This is a genomic window from Serratia sp. 2C06, from assembly GCF_050037615.1.
Taxonomy (GTDB): Bacteria; Pseudomonadota; Gammaproteobacteria; order Enterobacterales; family Enterobacteriaceae; genus Serratia; species Serratia ureilytica.
This window is the reverse complement of record NZ_CP188299.1, coordinates 3,237,780-3,252,971: the sequence shown is the minus strand read 5'-3', so window position 1 is coordinate 3,252,971 and position 15,192 is coordinate 3,237,780. Positions and strand designations below refer to the sequence as shown.

Genomic DNA, 15,192 nt, shown 5'->3' with positions numbered 1-15,192 from the left:
TCCGCGTTTTCAGCGGTAGACGGAGAACTTCTTGGTGAGCGGCTTAAGCTGTTCAGTGTCGCCGTAGAGCGCTACCGCTACGAAGTCCAACTGCTCGTAGGGGGTATTGGCGGTGTCGGCGATCTGCTGCTCGGCGGAGTGCGACAGCATAGTGGTGGTGAAGAAGTTGGCCAACACGCCCTCTTCCTTGCACTTCAGAATCAGGTTGCTGAGCTGGCTACTGTTCTTGGCCTGCAGGATCACGATCGGATAGTGGCTCATATTGGCGCTGACGCCGTCGAGGCTGCTCGGATAATGGTGAAACTCGCGCTGCTCGATAAGATCGGTGATGCCTGCCGTCAGATGGCAGGAGGCGTTAAACAGCGTGGCCGGTTCGTGATTGCGGTTGAGGATGATATAAAACTTTTTCTCGTTGTCGCTGTACATGCTCTTCTCCTTGAATAGGCAGCCAGTTTTACCCAACCTGCACGCGGTTTCAAGGCGCGATAAGGGGCCGCGTCCGGCCCCCGTGATAACGCAGCCGACTCAGACGGCGCCTTCACCCGGGCCGAGCGGCTGCGCCACCTGATGCAGCACGGTGATGTTCTGCAAAAGGGTACCGCCGTCGATCGGCTTCATCTGGCCGTCGCGATCTTTATAGTGCGTCGGCTTGGCGCCGTGGAAGAACAGCCCGGCGTTGACCTGCACGCCCAGATAACCTGCGCTGGCCGGCAGGCGCTGCACGTCGGTCCAGGGATTGGAAACCGGCACGTACTGGAAGCCCTCGCCCGTCTTGGCGTACAGCGGGCGCAGCAGCGTGACAAAGGCCATCATCGGCGACAGCGCGTCTTTAAAGATCTGCACCGGCCGATCGACCGTCATCAAGAAACCCTGCGGCTGCTCCTCGACCGTGTCGAGGCTCAGACTGCTGCTGATATCATCACCCCGGCCGCCATAGCTCCATTCAATGGCCGGCGCCCCACTCTCGTTCATCATCTCTGACATACACTGCTCCTTATAAAATGAATACAACACGCCTGCTGCGTGTCGGAACAGTAAACCGCTGAAGGGAGGCGAGCGTCCACGCCGGGCGGCACGCTGGCAAACCAAACAACGAAGGCGCGCAATCAATAAAGCTCGAAATGAATAATTTCCCCGCGTGATAGCGCAGCATTTGAACGACCTCAGCCGTTGCAAGAGCACATAGTGATGGCGTTACCGCCACTGGAGAGTGTTATGACCGCCATTAAACCGGACGCCATTGACCGCGTTTCCCCCGCCGCCACGCCCTGGCTAGCCGTCATCAATGTGCTGTTCGCCGGCATCGCCGCGGCGCTGCACGTGGGCAAGGCCACCATTGCCTTGCCGGCGCTGCAGGCCGAGTTTGGCCGTTCACTGGAGACGCTAAGCTGGGTCATCTCGGCGTTTCCTTTCGTCGGGGTGTTCGGCGGCATCGCCGCCGGGCTGCTGGTGCGCCGCTGGGGCGATCGGCGGCTGCTGGCGCTGGGATTGCTGATCGTCAGCGCCGCCAGCTTTACCGGCGCCACGCTGCACGACTTCAGCGGCTTGATCGTCAGCCGCTTTGTCGAAGGCCTCGGCTTCGTCATCGTGGTGGTCGCCTCGCCGGCGGTGCTGAACCGCATCGTCGCCCCGGCGCAGCGCAGCCTGGTGTTCGGCATCTGGAGCACTTTCATGCCGGCGGGCATCGCCATTTCGCTGTTTTTCGGCCCTCACCTGGCGGGCTGGCAACAGAACTGGCAGGCCGGTGCGGCGCTGACGCTGCTGGCCGCGCTGCTGCTGCCGCTGACCACGCCGCGCCGCGCCGCCGACGCGCACGCTCCGCCGTTGCCGCTGCGGCAAGCGCTGGGCGCGATGCTGCGGGCGCGCCAGCCGCTGTTGCTGGCGCTGATGTTCACCGCTTATAACCTGCAGTTTTTCTCGGTGATGACCTTTTTACCGATCTTTCTGATGCAGCGCATCGGTCTGACGCTGGCGGCCGCCGGCGGCATCAGCGCGGCGGCGGTGGCCGTCAATATCCTCGGCAATCTCGCCGCCGGGTTCTTGCTGTCGCGCGGTCTGCGGGCCGGGAGCCTGCTCGCGGCCACCAGCCTGGTTATCGGCATCTTTGGCATCGGCATTTTCCTGCCGATGACGCCCAATGGCCTGCTGATCCCGCTATGCTTCCTGTTCTGCGCCATCGCCGGCATGCTGCCCGCGACGCTTCTGGCCGCCACGCCGGCGGCGACGCCAGAGCCCACGCTGCTGCCGCTGAGTCTGGGGTTGGTGATGCAGGGGAACTACCTCGGCCAGGTGATCGGCCCGGTCGCGCTGAGCGCCATCGTGGCCGCGGCCGGTTGGGCGGCGCCGACTTGGCTGGTGCTGGCGGCGGCGGTGTCAGGGGCGGGATTGGCGCTGATTTTTCGCCGCGGGCCGCGCAATGCGGTGTAATGGCGCAATAAGCAATAATGAGAAAGGGGGTTCTATTTATTATTAGCGGTGCTGAATATTCCCTGGTGCGGGCGCGTGCTTATCGTGAAGGATAAGGCCAGTGATGATCCAGGCCCGACAATGACAAGGCGCCGGTCGCAACAAGATAAATCAGCAGACCGGCGAAAGCGATCAGTAATGCCTTTTCGATAACGGCAAGTCGTTTGTGTTCTGTCATTTGCATACTCCTGCGTGGTATCGGGCGAACGGCCGCCCTCATCAACACTAGGAAAGCCTGGCGCAGGCGGCAAGCGCAACACACAAAATGAAACACAATCAATAAATTTTGTTAACTATTTAGCGTTCTTTCTTTCCTTGCGTCGCTGCCTGAGCCTCGCGCGGTGCCCTCCTTTCCCCTTAGTAACCCTATGGAATAAGCCGTTAAAAATCCCCTACCGGATAAGCAAAGGTAATGATAGTGTTGTTTTCATTCAGTTCATCTATGCTGAAAATTCATCTTTTGAGGGACGACTATGATGTCTAGAGGCATTTCCAAGGGATTCTTTATTCTGATCCTGTTCATCGTTACCGCCGCCTTTCTCGACGTGCTGGGGCCTTATTACTCCTCGGTGCTGTGGGCGGTTATTCTGGCGGTGATTTTCCATCCGGTGAAAAAGAAGTTGAAGCAGTACGTCGGCGAACGCAACGGCGTGGTGTCGCTGCTGACGGTGGCGCTGATCTGCCTGATCGTGTTCACGCCGTTAGCGATCATCGCCTCATCGCTGGCGATGGAATTCAACATGATTTACACCAAGCTGCAGACCAACAACAGCCAATTGCCGACCATGCTGGCGGACTTCATGCGTCATCTGCCCGGCTGGGCGCAGCGCTTCCTGGCGGAACATAACCTCAACAGCGCCGCCGAGATCCAAAAACAACTTTCCGAGGTGGCGCTCAAGGGCGGGCAATACCTGGCGGGCAGCGTGTTCCTGATCGGCAAAGGCACCTTCAATTTCGTCGTCGGCTTCGGCGTGATGCTCTACCTGCTGTTCTTCCTGCTGAAAGACGGCCCGTATCTGGTGAACCTGGCGCTCGAAGCGCTGCCGCTCTCACAGCACGTGAAGCACCACCTGTTCGTGAAGTTCGCCGCCGTCTCCCGCGCCACCGTCAAGGGCACGGTGGTGGTCGCCGTGGTGCAAGGCGCGCTCGGCGGGCTGGCGTTTTACTTTACCGGCATCGACGGCAGCTTGCTGTGGGGCGCGCTGATGGCGTTCTTGTCGATCATCCCCGCCGTGGGCTCCGCCATCATCTGGGTGCCGGCGGTGATCTACTTCTTCGCCACCGGCATGCTGTGGAAAGGCATCTTCCTGGTGGTGTTCTTCGTGGTCGTAATCGGCCTGGTGGACAACATTCTGCGCCCGCTGCTGGTAGGCAAAGACACCAAAATGCCGGACTACCTGATCCTGATCTCCACCCTGGGTGGCATGGAGATTTACGGCATTAACGGCTTCGTCATCGGGCCATTGATCGCCGCGCTGTTCATCGCCTGCTGGAACATCCTGTCCGGCCGCGACAGCAAGGAAAACATCGAAGAGATCGACGAAGAATTCATCGAAGAAGGCAAGAATCATCCCGACGCGGCGGAGTAAACCTCTCGCGCCGTATCGCACCGGGGCCCGTTTGGGCCCCTTTTTTGTCTGTGGTATCCTTGCCGCGCTCACAAGGAAGAACGGGTTTCGTTATGCTTATTCTCTACGCCACGCTGGCCATCGCCTTCACCCTGCTGTGCCTGCTGGCCTTTATCTCTTGCGCTTACCAGCTTTCGAAGCAGGGCGACGTCAAATTTTTGGCCTCGCTTTCCGTGCTGATCTTCGCGCTGCTGGCCTTCTATGCCGCTTATGGCTACGTCAGCACCTGGCTGCAACAGCAGGCGGTGGATGTCCGGCTGTATTAGCGCAGCGGGATGAAAAAGACCTGCTCCGGATCGCCGTCATCGAGATTGTCAATTTGGCCGCTGGCGACAAACCCGGCGTTCAGCAGCAGCCGCTGCATCGGCAGGTTGGAACGATTGGTGGAAGTGAACAGCTTCGGGTGTCGGCAATGGGACTTCAATGCCGTAATCAACGCCTGCCCGACGCCCCGGCGGCGATAGCGCTCGCCGACCATCAGCATCTCGATAAAGCCGCAGCCGAAGAAGTGATAGTGCAGCACACCGTATCCCATCACCACGTCCTGTTCCTCGGCAAGATAGCAATCCCCCTGCCCGCACCAGGCGCGGATCTGCGCCGCGCGCTGCGGTTCGTGTTCGGCGACGCTGTCGAGGGCGATCAGGGCTGCGGCATCGCTGTCGGTGGCCTGGCGAACAAACATGTTTTAATCCTCATGCTGATGGATACGGCGACACCGCTTCAACGAAACGGCAACCGAAGCGGGATAATTTTTACATCCCCGCCGAATTTTGTAATCCTATTATAGAGTTACTAAAACACACGCCAAGGAAGGAAAGCTTTTCCCGATGAGCATACCGCAAATACCCGCCGCCCTGCTGTTTACCCTGCTGCTGGCGGGCTGCCAGTTCCACAAAACCGTGTTCCCGCCGCCGTATATCGGCACCCCGCAAGAGATCGGCACCTACGAAGTGAAAGGGCTGACGTTCGTCACCACCGTCACCTTCAGCGGCCTGTTCGCCGAAGATCTGGTGCGCGAATACGCACAGAAACACCACTATCGCTACTATGTGGTAACGATGCGCAGCAACGGTTTTAAAGACCGAAGCGAGCGCGTGAGCGCGATGATGTATCGGTAGAGAGTGGCGCCACATGCCGTGAAATAATGCCGAAAAAACGGGCTTTAGCATGAGGAAGCGCTATACGAAATATTGCACAACCCAATACTCACAGGCCGCATGAAAATACGGCCTGTGACTTTGGTTTAATTGTCTGGCATCGCAGTGCCGTTTATTTTCACTGCGGGCGAAATTCCAACGTGCTGCTTTTGACCGCTTCGTAAACCGCGGTCGTTGGCGGCTTAGGCAGACGCGCATTGGCGATTGCTTTGATCGCGGCCTGGCAAAGTTCCGGTTCCCCTTGTTCAGCCCGAATGCTGATCAGCATACCGTCCGGCGCCAGCTTGATGCTCAATGTGCAACGCTTGCCTGAGTAGGCTTCGGCATCTTTCAAATGGCTTTGAATCGCGGCCTGCAACTGGGCGATATAGTGTTCTTTCTCTTTTCCCGGCGCCTTTGGGTTGCCAAGGTTGGCGAAAAGATCGTCAACCTCTTTATTCACCGGATCGGTTTGGCTGGGGGCGGTGCTCTTGGCACACCCCGTTAATGCCAGCGCGAGCATCGCCGCCAATAATGTGGCGGCGCCGGTTTTAAAGCCTGAATGCGTGATTTTCATATCCCTGTCCTTATGGATGACTATCAGCCAAAATCAACGTGGTATTCGACAAGATCCCCGGCGCATACTTATACAGAATTAACGCCAAACCGCCAGAGACATTGCGAGTATCAAGCATCGGCATGCGGAGAATCGTGGGCCGATGATGACATGAAGCCATAGCGCCCCAGGCGGGGCGTACAGCTGAACACCCTGACCTATCGATAACCTTGTTATCCGAACGAGTAATCACTCCATCAATAAATTAAGTTATTCTTAATTTTTTATCCCATTAGAAGCGCTTTCAACCCTGGCAATCTGGAAAATCTGCCTATACTTACTTTCCTGATATTAAATTTGTTTAAGTAACCAGGATGGTAGGTATGAAAAGCAAACGCCCCTTTGCCGCGCTGCTGGCGGCAACAGCATTGATGTCCCTGGTGGGCTGCGCTTCCAATCAGGCGATCAAAACGACGGACGGTAAAACCATTGTTACCGACGGCAAGCCCCAGATCGATAAAGATACCGGATTGGTCTCCTATCGAAATGCTGAAACGGGCAAAACGGAACAGATCAATCGAGACCAGATTGCAAACATGAGTGAGTTGAATAACTAAAAGGAGCTTCAAATGAAAAAAGCGCTTGTTCTTCCCGCGATCGCCCTGGTAGCCATCGCCGCACTGTCAGGCTGCACACGCACCAGCTACGCTATTCATACCCACGATGGCAGAACGATCATCAGTGACGGCAAACCGAAAGAAACCTCTGCCGGGTTGATCGGGTATACCGATGCCAATGGCGTCAAACAGCAAATCAACAAGACGGAAGTTAAAGAGGTTTCAGAGATCCCGCATTAAGGTTCCGATCATCTCAGCCAGCTAAAACCAAGGGAGCCGATGGCTCCCTTTCTACTCAAACACCAAACGCTCCTAGCCGCGTTTAACGAGAACGTCGATAACCACCTGACATTTCAGCACCAACATTCTCAGGTTTGCCATAGGGATCTCTCCTTTCCCTGCATCAAGCAGCTATAATCCAGAAAGTGGAGTTATTTGATAATGATAAGGAGGGAGTATGTATAAAACTATCTTGGTTCCCGTGGATATTACCGAGCCGGAATTAACACAGCAGGTAATCCCGCATGTCAACGCGCTCGCCAGGCTCGAAGACTCCCACGTCCATTTCCTGGCGGTGATCCCGTCACGCGCCACCTACGCCGCTTTCGGCTTTGCCGCCACAGCGGCGATAGAAACCAAAGATGAAACCATTGCGCTAGCGACCGAGGGACTGACAAAAGCGGCAAAACAATTCAGCGTTCCCGAGGATCGAGTGACCACGCATGTCGCCGTCGGCGATCCCAAAGATCAGATCCTGGAACTCGCTGATGCGCTTAACGCGGAGATTATTGTGATGGGTTCCAACCGCCCTTCTGCAATGACTTACCTCCTCGGCTCGAATGCCACCGCGGTAGTGCGCCACGCCAATTGCCCGGTGCTGGTCGTGCGTGAATCGGCTAACGCCGCGCGGTGATCTTGTCCGATACCTTTGCATTCGGACAGTAGACAGTCAAAGGCCACCTCCTGCGGAGGTGGCTTTACACGAAGCCCCCTAAAAGGGGGCAATATTCGAGTTAATCCTGCTACAACTCCATCTGCTGCTCGATCTCCTGGTCTTTCTCATCCTGATGCTTTACGTATCGTCTGATAATTTCCTCGTTTACCCTTACCGTATTCCCTTGCCCAAAAATGGTTGCCTCACAGCTTCTTGCGTATGTGCAGAAAACGACTGTAAAGGCGGATTGCACTGCGTCCTTTTAGGACATCCATCAACGTATAAGTCGATAGCTTCGATGGGACAAATGCTCGTGAGTTGGTGAATATTTAGCTCCAAAACCTCACAGACCTTCATGTTGCAGAGGATGTAAATTGTTCAATAGAGCTCTTTCCCCACCTTGTCGCAAAGTATTTGAAATCGATACTTCGGCGTCCAGACTTGGTGGTATTTGCAACGACAGAACACATGTGATGAACTCCTGAATAAACCCATATTGGTAATTTCCAGCTTACTTGTGGTGAGTAAGCTGGAATATTCCGGCATGGGTTTCCTTCAGACTAGATCCTCCCAAGAATAATCCCTCCCCTCCCCCCAGCTTTCCAGCATAAATTTTTGGAAATCAGGTAGAATTGCAGCAAGGGCTTTTAATGTTTAAAGTGGACGTCCGGAGAATAAACGGTAAACTCTCCCCGCTCCCGCTTTCAGAATACCTTAGAGACAAATGCATTTAATTTCAGGAATCTTAAAAGGCATACCCACCCCATAAAAAAACCGCGCATAGCGCGGCTTTCTTGAGGAATAATTTTTATTTAGCAAGCCAGTATTTTAATCTTTTTACAAACTCGTCTTGAACAGCTTTAGGGAGTTTGTATTTAATGTATGTGATATTTGATTGATGCTCGCCAAAAATATAAGAATCACGATTTGACTTTGATATTGACTTGATTTTATTGGCTAATTCCATCACTTCACTGTCATTTAGTGATGGGCTATCATCTTCTGATAGCAATAAGTTATGATCAAATCCATAAAATGAGAACTTGTTTTCTTTCTGTACTTTCAACTGAACCGATACATCACTACCGCAATGCTTGCATTTTATTGCTTCAGGATTTATTTCTTCAGCACAGAACGGGCATTTTACATATACATTGGTTGCCTTAGACGACGATTTCCCAAAGATGATCATCAAAATGGCGCAAATAGAAATAACTGATGATATCAGCAAGTGATTCTGTTTAGATGCGATCAAACCAATGTTATTGACACGTTCACCATAGCCAGTAAAAACATAGGTGTCCATGTTAAAAGCTATCAGCAGCCAAACGACACCTACTGCCAGCAATAAAAACCCAAACTCTCTCATTTAATCCTTTTCCTATAGAATAGTAATCCCCTTTGATGTTAACAGTTGAAGTTAAGAAGTTCACCCGTTAAAACGCAAAATCGTGATCGTTCGTTCTTGCCAATATCACTCGTAAGGGACACGATTACTTAGCTGACCGCACATGTGATGGAGCATCACGCCACCAGCGAGTACACACCAGCATGGTTCAGTTCATCCGTTCTCACTGAGATTATGATGACGTCGCCGATCAGCAACTTTCGTGAGATCAGCACAAATCCAGCCTCCGCACAGCGTGCCATGTAGAGGTTTTCACCACGATTCCATCAGCCGTCTGTCCGGGAATAATGAGGTAACTCGACCCCTTGTTCGTGCTGAAATCAATCTCGCGCAATTGCATAACAGCCCAGCTCTGTTGGCTCCGGCGCCAGATTGCGGCAGCGTAATAACCCATGCAATTGGAACAATAAAAAAAACGGGAGCCCTAAGGCTCCCGCTCTCATTCAAGCGCTGAACACACTTACATGTGTTTAACGATAGCGTCGCCAAACTCTGAACATTTCAGCAGTTTAGCGCCTTCCATCAGGCGTTCGAAGTCATAGGTCACGGTCTTGGCGGCGATGGCGCCTTCCATGCCTTTAACGATCAGGTCAGCCGCTTCGAACCACCCCATGTGACGCAGCATCATCTCTGCGGACAGGATGATGGAGCCTGGGTTCACCTTGTCCTGGCCGGCGTACTTCGGCGCGGTGCCGTGAGTGGCTTCGAACAGCGCGCAGTCGGAGCCGATGTTGGCGCCCGGTGCGATACCGATGCCGCCTACCTGGGCCGCCAGGGCGTCGGAGATGTAGTCGCCGTTCAGGTTCATACAGGCGATCACGTCGTATTCCGCCGGGCGCAGCAGGATCTGCTGCAGGAAGGCGTCGGCGATCACGTCTTTAACCACGATCTCTTTGCCGGTGTTCGGGTTCTTGATCTTCAGCCATGGGCCGCCGTCGATCAGCTCGCCGCCGAACTCTTCGCGCGCCAGCTCATAGCCCCAATCCTTGAAGGCACCTTCGGTGAACTTCATGATGTTGCCTTTGTGAACCAGGGTCACGGAGTCACGATCGTTGGTGATGGCGTATTCGATCGCCGCACGCACCAGACGCTTGGTCCCTTCCTCGGAGCATGGCTTCACGCCGATACCGCACTGCTCTGGGAAGCGGATTTTCTTCACGCCCATTTCGTCGCGCAGGAATTTGATCACTTTGTCCGCTTCGGCGGAGCCGGCTTTCCACTCGATGCCGGCGTAGATGTCTTCGGCGTTTTCGCGGAAGATCACCATGTCGGTCAGCTCAGGCTGTTTAACCGGGCTTGGGGTGCCCTGGTAGTAACGCACCGGGCGCAGGCACACGTACAGGTCCAACTGCTGGCGCAGGGCCACGTTCAGAGAACGGATGCCGCCGCCGACCGGGGTGGTCAGGGGGCCTTTGATGGCGACGCGGTAGTCGCGGATCAGGTCCAGAGTTTCGTCCGGCAGCCACACGTCTTTACCGTAAACGTGGGTAGATTTTTCGCCGGTGTAGATTTCCATCCAGGAGATTTTACGTTCGCCGTGGTAAGCCTTTTTAACGGCCGCATCAACCACGTGGATCATGGCAGGAGTCACGTCAACGCCGATGCCGTCGCCTTCGATGAACGGGATGATCGGGTTATGAGGAACAACCAGTTTACCCTGGGCGTCAACCGTGATTTTTTTACCTTCTGCCGGAACAACTACTTTGCTTTCCATCAACCTCTCCTTCAAGCGCAATTTTGTTAATGCTTTGTAAGATGCGTGTAGATACTACTTGAATATTCGGTCCGCGCCAATCCGAAACGGATTCGGTTATAATGCGCTTATCATCCGTAATCTCAACTGTTATGAAAAAATTCTCTGTTAGAAATCACAACGTTAAACGATTCAGCAAGCCGAATGCCGCCAAACCTGCCGCGCCGAAAGGGCCGCGCCGAATTGTGTTATTCAACAAGCCCTTCGACGTGCTGCCGCAGTTCACCGACGAAGCGGGCCGCGCCACGCTGAAAGAGTACATCCCCTTCCCCGACGTTTACGCCGCCGGGCGCCTGGATCGCGACAGCGAGGGGCTGCTGGTGCTGACCAACGACGGCCAGCTGCAGGCGCAGCTCACCCAGCCGGGCAAGCGCACCGGCAAAATCTATTATGTGCAGGTCGAGGGCGCGCCGCAGGAGAGCGATCTGGCGCCATTGCGCTGCGGCGTCACGCTGAAAGACGGCCCCACGCTGCCCGCCGGGGTGGAGCTGGTGGCCGAGCCGCAGTGGCTGTGGCCGCGCAACCCGCCGATCCGCGAACGTAAATCCATCCCCACCCGTTGGCTGAAAATCACCCTGTTCGAAGGGCGAAACCGCCAGGTGCGTCGCATGACGGCGCATATCGGGTTCCCTACCCTGCGGCTGATTCGCTACAGTATGGGTAATCTTTCGCTGGGTTCACTGCAGCCTGGTGAATGGAAAACCATCGATTCCCTGTAGACCGATAACTGATGGAGACGCCATGAAATCCACGCCGATCGCCCTGCTGCTCGCCGCTCTGGCGGCCCCGTTCGCCACCCAGGCCGCCAGCTTCGACTGCGCCAAGGCGGCAAACCGCGATGAGCAAGCCATCTGCGCCAACCGCACGCTGAACGATTTGGATGTGCAAATGGCCACCAAGTACCAATTCCTGCGCGGCCTGTTCGCCATGGGCGCGCGCGGCGCGATGCAGGACAGCCAGCAGGCCTGGCTGGCAAAACGCCAGCGGTGCGGCGGCGATACCGCCTGCCTGCTGCAAAGTTACCGCACCCGCATCGCCGAGCTGGACGACATCTACCGGCGCATCGACAAACCGCTGTAAGGAGACCGCATGTTCAAACCGCACGTTACCGTGGCCTGCGTGGTGCACGCCGCCGGCAAATTTTTGGTGGTCGAAGAGACCATCAACGGCAAAGCGCTGTGGAACCAGCCGGCCGGCCACCTGGAGGCCGACGAGACGCTGGTGCAGGCCGCCGAGCGCGAGCTGTGGGAAGAGACCGGCATCCGCGCCACGCCGCAGGCGTTCCTGCGCCTGCACCAGTGGATCGCGCCGGATCGCACGCCGTTTCTGCGTTTTTGCTTCGTTATCGAGCTGGAACAGCCGCTGCCGACCGAGCCGCACGACAGCGACATCGATCGCTGCCTGTGGCTGAGCGCCGACGAGATTTTGCAGGCGCCCAACCTGCGTTCCGCACTGGTGGCGGAGAGCATTCGCAGCTACCAGCAGCCGGAGCGCTATCCGCTGTCGCTGATCGGCAGCTTCGCCTGGCCGTTTTAAGGGCGCTGGGTAGCACAAGATGACCAGTGCGCCAACGCGGCCAACGTGGTAAAATCCTGCGCTTGTTTTTATCAGCACGGTTCGTGTTCAAGTTCGTGAGATCCCCATGTCAGACAACAGCCAGAAAAAAGTAATCGTCGGTATGTCCGGCGGCGTCGACTCCTCCGTTACCGCCTATCTGTTACAGCAACAGGGCTATCAGGTCGCTGGGCTGTTCATGAAGAACTGGGAAGAAGACGACGACGAAGAGTACTGCTCCGCCGCAACCGATCTGGCCGATGCGCAAGCGGTCTGTGACAAGCTGGGCATCGAACTGCACACGGTGAATTTTGCGGCGGAATACTGGGACAACGTGTTTGAGCTGTTCCTGGAAGAGTACAAGGCCGGCCGCACGCCGAACCCGGACATCCTGTGCAATAAAGAGATCAAATTCAAAGCCTTCCTGGAATTCGCCGCCGAAGATCTGGGGGCTGATTTTATCGCCACCGGCCACTACGTGCGCCGCCAGGACGTGGACGGCAAGAGCCGCCTGCTGCGCGGCGTCGACGGCAACAAAGATCAGAGCTACTTCCTCTACACCCTGAGCCACGAGCAGGTGGCGCAAAGCCTGTTCCCGGTCGGGGAGCTGGAGAAGCCGGAGGTGCGCCGCATCGCCGAGCAGCTGGAGCTGGTCACCGCCAAGAAGAAAGACTCCACCGGCATCTGTTTTATCGGCGAGCGCAAGTTCCGCGACTTCCTCGGCCGCTACCTGCCGGCGCAACCGGGCCCGATCGTCAGCGTCGACGGCCAGACCGTCGGCGAACACCAGGGCCTGATGTATCACACCCTGGGCCAGCGCAAAGGGCTGGGCATCGGCGGCATGAAAGACAGCAGCGAAGATCCGTGGTACGTGGTGGATAAAGACGTGGCCAACAACGTGCTGGTGGTTGCGCAGGGGCACGATCACCCGCGCCTGATGTCCATCGGCCTTATCGCACAGCAGTTGCACTGGGTGGATCGTCTGCCGCTGACCGGCCCGTTCCGCTGTACGGTGAAGACCCGCTATCGCCAGCAGGACATCCCTTGCACCGTGACCCCGCTCGACGACGAACGCATTGAAGTGCGTTTCGACGAGCCGGTCTCCGCCGTCACCCCCGGCCAGTCGGCGGTGTTCTACCAGGGCGAAATCTGCCTCGGCGGCGGCATCATCGAACAGCGCCTGGCGTAATTCGCCTGCCGCCCAAGAAAAACGCTGCGTTACCGCAGCGTTTTTTTATTCAAAATTCCACCTGTGCCCCCAGTTCAATCACCCGATTCGGCGGGATTTCGAACAGATCCGGCGCCCGCAGCGCGTTGCGCTGCAACAGCTGGAACACCTTGCCGCGCACGCGCAGATACCAGGGACGCTCGCCTAATACCAGCGTATCGCGCGACATGAAGAACGAGGTCTCGTTCATGGTGAAACTCATCCCCTCCAGGCCGCAGCGATAAAGGATATCCGTCACGTTGGGCGTTTCGCGCCAGCCGTAGCTCGCCACCACCCGCCAAAAGCTCGTCGACAGCTGTTCGATCGCCACCCGCTGCACGTTGTGCACATACGGCATGTCGGTAGTCACGATAGTCAGCAGCACCACGCGCTCATGCAACACCTTGTTGTGCTTCAGGTTATGCAGCAGCACCAGCGGCACCGCATGCGGCGTGCGCTCCATAAACACCGCGGTGCCCGGCACCCGCTTCGGCGGCGCCTTCTCCAGCGACTCGATCAGCGCGGTCAGCCCTTCCTGGTTGTCGCGCAGCCGGCGGATCAGGCGCGAGCGCTCGGTCTTCCAGGTCAGCATGATCAGCAGAATGATCAACCCCAGCGCCACCGGCAGCCAGCCGCCGGTCGCCAGTTTGATCAGGTTGGCGCCGAACAGCGGCACGTCGATGCACAGCATGGCAAGCAGCATCAGCCCACCCAGATAGCGCGGCCAGCCCCAGTTTTTCACCGCCACGATGCTCAGCAAAATCGACGACAGCAGCATGGTGCCGGTCACCACGATGCCGTAAGCCGAGGCCAGGTTGCTGGAGTGTTTAAAACTGATAATCACGATCAACACCGCCGCGAACAACAGCCAGTTCACCACCGGAATGTAGATCTGCCCGGACTCCTGATCGGAGGTATAGATGATGCGCATCGGCGGCAGGTAGCCCAGCCGCACCGCCTGGCGCGTCAGGGAGAAGACGCCGGAGATCACCGCCTGCGAGGCGATCACCGTCGCCAACGTGGCGATCACCAGCAGCGGGATCAGCGCCCAGGTGGGCGCCAGCAGGAAGAACGGGTTATTGATCGCCGCCGGGTTGGCCAACAGCAGCGCCCCCTGGCCGAAGTAGTTCAGCACCAGCGCCGGCGCCACCAGCGTAAACCACGCCAGGCGGATCGGTTTTTTGCCGAAGTGGCCCATGTCGGCGTACAGCGCTTCGGCGCCGGTGACCGACAGCACCACCATGCCCAGCGCGAAGAACGACACGGCCTTGTACTCGAGGAAGAAATTCACCGCCCAGTAAGGGTTCAGCGCCCGCAGCACGCCGGGGTGATGCAAAATGCCGCCGATGCCGAGCAGCGCCAGCGTCAGGAACCAGATGACCATCGCCGGGGCGAACAGTTTGCCGACGCTGCCGGTGCCGTGTTTCTGGATCGCGAACAGCGCGGTCAACACCAGCAGCGACAGCGGCACGATAAAGCTGTCCAGCTCGGGGGCAATAATCTGCAGGCCTTCGATAGCCGAGAGCACCGAAATGGCCGGGGTAATCACCCCATCGCCATAAAAGAAGCTGCCGCCCACCAGCCCGACCAGCACCGCCGCCGGCACCCAGCGCGCATCCAGCTTGCGGATCGCCAGCGACATCAGCGTCAGAATTCCCCCTTCACCGTCGTTGTCGGCACGCATCACGAAGCAGACGTATTTGATCGACACCACCAGCGTCAACAGCCAGAAAATCAATGACAGAAAGCCGTAGATCGACGTCGGCGTCAGGGTGATCCCTTCTTCCGCCGTCAGGCATTCGCGCAGGGTATACAGCGGGCTGGTGCCGATATCGCCGTACACCACGCCGATGGCCGCCAGCGTCACCGCCGGCAGCGGCTGCTTGTTTTTTACGTGCATATAAAGGTCTTTATTTGAGGGGTCACGTTGGCA

General features: G+C 56.9%; 19 protein-coding genes and 1 pseudogene. 11 read left to right on the top strand and 9 right to left on the bottom strand.

All coding sequences use genetic code 11. From position 1 onward, the window contains the following. Positions 1 to 9: 9 nt before the first annotated feature. A complete protein-coding gene (locus tag ACP3TA_RS16160) occupies positions 10 to 426 on the bottom strand; it encodes a DUF2000 domain-containing protein (protein ID WP_033642793.1) in 417 nt (138 codons plus the stop codon). Between the two features lie 99 nt (positions 427 to 525). After that, positions 526 to 984 (bottom strand): hypothetical protein, encoded by a 459-nt coding sequence (locus ACP3TA_RS16155; protein WP_060660813.1) that lies wholly within the window; start codon positions 982 to 984, stop codon positions 526 to 528. Between the two features lie 231 nt (positions 985 to 1,215). On the opposite strand from ACP3TA_RS16155, the gene ACP3TA_RS16150 reads away from it, so the two are divergent. After that, the gene (locus ACP3TA_RS16150) at positions 1,216 to 2,427 is read left to right on the top strand and encodes a CynX/NimT family MFS transporter (protein WP_122004147.1); all 1,212 of its coding nucleotides are present in this window, start codon (positions 1,216 to 1,218) and stop codon (positions 2,425 to 2,427) included. 79 nt (positions 2,428 to 2,506) lie between these two features. On the opposite strand, the gene ACP3TA_RS16145 is transcribed toward ACP3TA_RS16150, so the two are convergent. Further along, positions 2,507 to 2,644 (bottom strand): hypothetical protein, encoded by a 138-nt coding sequence (locus ACP3TA_RS16145; RefSeq protein WP_016928056.1) that lies wholly within the window; start codon positions 2,642 to 2,644, stop codon positions 2,507 to 2,509. Positions 2,645 to 2,939: 295 nt separating this feature from the next. On the opposite strand from ACP3TA_RS16145, the gene ACP3TA_RS16140 reads away from it, so the two are divergent. Both ACP3TA_RS16140 and ACP3TA_RS16135 read left to right on the top strand, forming a co-directional pair. Next, on the top strand, positions 2,940 to 4,055 hold the full coding sequence (locus ACP3TA_RS16140) for an AI-2E family transporter (protein WP_122004146.1): 1,116 nt from the start codon (positions 2,940 to 2,942) through the stop codon (positions 4,053 to 4,055). Between the two features lie 92 nt (positions 4,056 to 4,147). Next, positions 4,148 to 4,360: a hypothetical protein gene (locus tag ACP3TA_RS16135; RefSeq protein WP_033652077.1), complete on the top strand. Its 213-nt coding sequence runs from the start codon at positions 4,148 to 4,150 to the stop codon at positions 4,358 to 4,360. Here the strand turns inward: ACP3TA_RS16135 and ACP3TA_RS16130 are convergent. Beyond that, positions 4,357 to 4,776, bottom strand: a complete 420-nt coding sequence (locus ACP3TA_RS16130; RefSeq protein WP_206195929.1) for a GNAT family N-acetyltransferase — start codon at positions 4,774 to 4,776, stop codon at positions 4,357 to 4,359. The two genes, ACP3TA_RS16135 and ACP3TA_RS16130, sit on opposite strands and share 4 nt — an antisense overlap. 145 nt (positions 4,777 to 4,921) lie before the next feature. On the opposite strand from ACP3TA_RS16130, the gene ACP3TA_RS16125 reads away from it, so the two are divergent. Further along, positions 4,922 to 5,212 carry a hypothetical protein gene (locus tag ACP3TA_RS16125; RefSeq protein WP_004941220.1) on the top strand — a complete coding sequence of 97 codons (291 nt, stop codon included), beginning with the start codon at positions 4,922 to 4,924 and terminating at the stop codon, positions 5,210 to 5,212. A 157-nt stretch (positions 5,213 to 5,369) separates the two neighbouring features. Here ACP3TA_RS16125 and tolA read toward each other — a convergent pair whose 3' ends face one another. Next, positions 5,370 to 5,807 (bottom strand): cell envelope integrity protein TolA, encoded by a 438-nt coding sequence (gene tolA / locus ACP3TA_RS16120; RefSeq protein WP_047026247.1) that lies wholly within the window; start codon positions 5,805 to 5,807, stop codon positions 5,370 to 5,372. Between the two features lie 362 nt (positions 5,808 to 6,169). On the opposite strand from tolA, the gene ACP3TA_RS16115 reads away from it, so the two are divergent. The 3 genes from ACP3TA_RS16115 to uspF all read left to right on the top strand — a co-directional run bounded on the left by ACP3TA_RS16115 (position 6,170) and on the right by uspF (position 7,316). Beyond that, complete coding sequence (locus tag ACP3TA_RS16115; protein WP_033642785.1) at positions 6,170 to 6,403, top strand: YgdI/YgdR family lipoprotein; 234 nt, start codon at positions 6,170 to 6,172, stop codon at positions 6,401 to 6,403. A gap of 12 nt (positions 6,404 to 6,415) precedes the next feature. After that, entirely contained in the window at positions 6,416 to 6,643 is a 228-nt protein-coding gene (locus ACP3TA_RS16110) for a YgdI/YgdR family lipoprotein (protein ID WP_019454813.1), read from the top strand. A 217-nt stretch (positions 6,644 to 6,860) separates the two neighbouring features. Continuing rightward, a complete protein-coding gene (gene uspF / locus ACP3TA_RS16105; protein WP_206195930.1) occupies positions 6,861 to 7,316 on the top strand; it encodes a universal stress protein UspF in 456 nt (151 codons plus the stop codon). A 109-nt stretch (positions 7,317 to 7,425) separates the two neighbouring features. Here uspF and tnpA read toward each other — a convergent pair. The 3 genes and pseudogenes from tnpA to icd form a co-directional block, all read right to left on the bottom strand. Further along, positions 7,426 to 7,832 (bottom strand): annotated as a pseudogene (gene tnpA, locus ACP3TA_RS16100) (IS200/IS605 family transposase). Positions 7,833 to 8,145: 313 nt separating this feature from the next. Beyond that, complete coding sequence (locus ACP3TA_RS16095; RefSeq protein WP_052133794.1) at positions 8,146 to 8,706, bottom strand: zinc ribbon domain-containing protein; 561 nt, start codon at positions 8,704 to 8,706, stop codon at positions 8,146 to 8,148. Positions 8,707 to 9,205: 499 nt separating this feature from the next. Then, entirely contained in the window at positions 9,206 to 10,459 is a 1,254-nt protein-coding gene (gene icd, locus ACP3TA_RS16090; RefSeq protein WP_015377612.1) for an NADP-dependent isocitrate dehydrogenase, read from the bottom strand. Positions 10,460 to 10,590: 131 nt separating this feature from the next. Here icd and rluE point away from each other — a divergent pair, with 131 nt between their 5' ends. The 4 genes from rluE to mnmA all read left to right on the top strand — a co-directional run bounded on the left by rluE (position 10,591) and on the right by mnmA (position 13,241). Further along, entirely contained in the window at positions 10,591 to 11,217 is a 627-nt protein-coding gene (rluE, locus tag ACP3TA_RS16085) for a 23S rRNA pseudouridine(2457) synthase RluE (protein ID WP_060659629.1), read from the top strand. 22 nt (positions 11,218 to 11,239) lie between these two features. Continuing rightward, positions 11,240 to 11,578 (top strand): lysozyme inhibitor LprI family protein, encoded by a 339-nt coding sequence (locus ACP3TA_RS16080; RefSeq protein ID WP_197821912.1) that lies wholly within the window; start codon positions 11,240 to 11,242, stop codon positions 11,576 to 11,578. A 9-nt stretch (positions 11,579 to 11,587) separates the two neighbouring features. Then, on the top strand, positions 11,588 to 12,034 hold the full coding sequence (locus ACP3TA_RS16075) for an NUDIX hydrolase (RefSeq protein ID WP_060659631.1): 447 nt from the start codon (positions 11,588 to 11,590) through the stop codon (positions 12,032 to 12,034). A gap of 106 nt (positions 12,035 to 12,140) precedes the next feature. Next, positions 12,141 to 13,241, top strand: a complete 1,101-nt coding sequence (gene mnmA, locus ACP3TA_RS16070) for a tRNA 2-thiouridine(34) synthase MnmA (RefSeq protein ID WP_060659632.1) — start codon at positions 12,141 to 12,143, stop codon at positions 13,239 to 13,241. A 49-nt stretch (positions 13,242 to 13,290) separates the two neighbouring features. Here the strand turns inward: mnmA and kup are convergent, their stop codons facing one another. Next, positions 13,291 to 15,159 carry a low affinity potassium transporter Kup gene (gene kup, locus ACP3TA_RS16065; protein ID WP_206195931.1) on the bottom strand — a complete coding sequence of 623 codons (1,869 nt, stop codon included), beginning with the start codon at positions 15,157 to 15,159 and terminating at the stop codon, positions 13,291 to 13,293. Positions 15,160 to 15,192 lie beyond the last annotated feature (33 nt).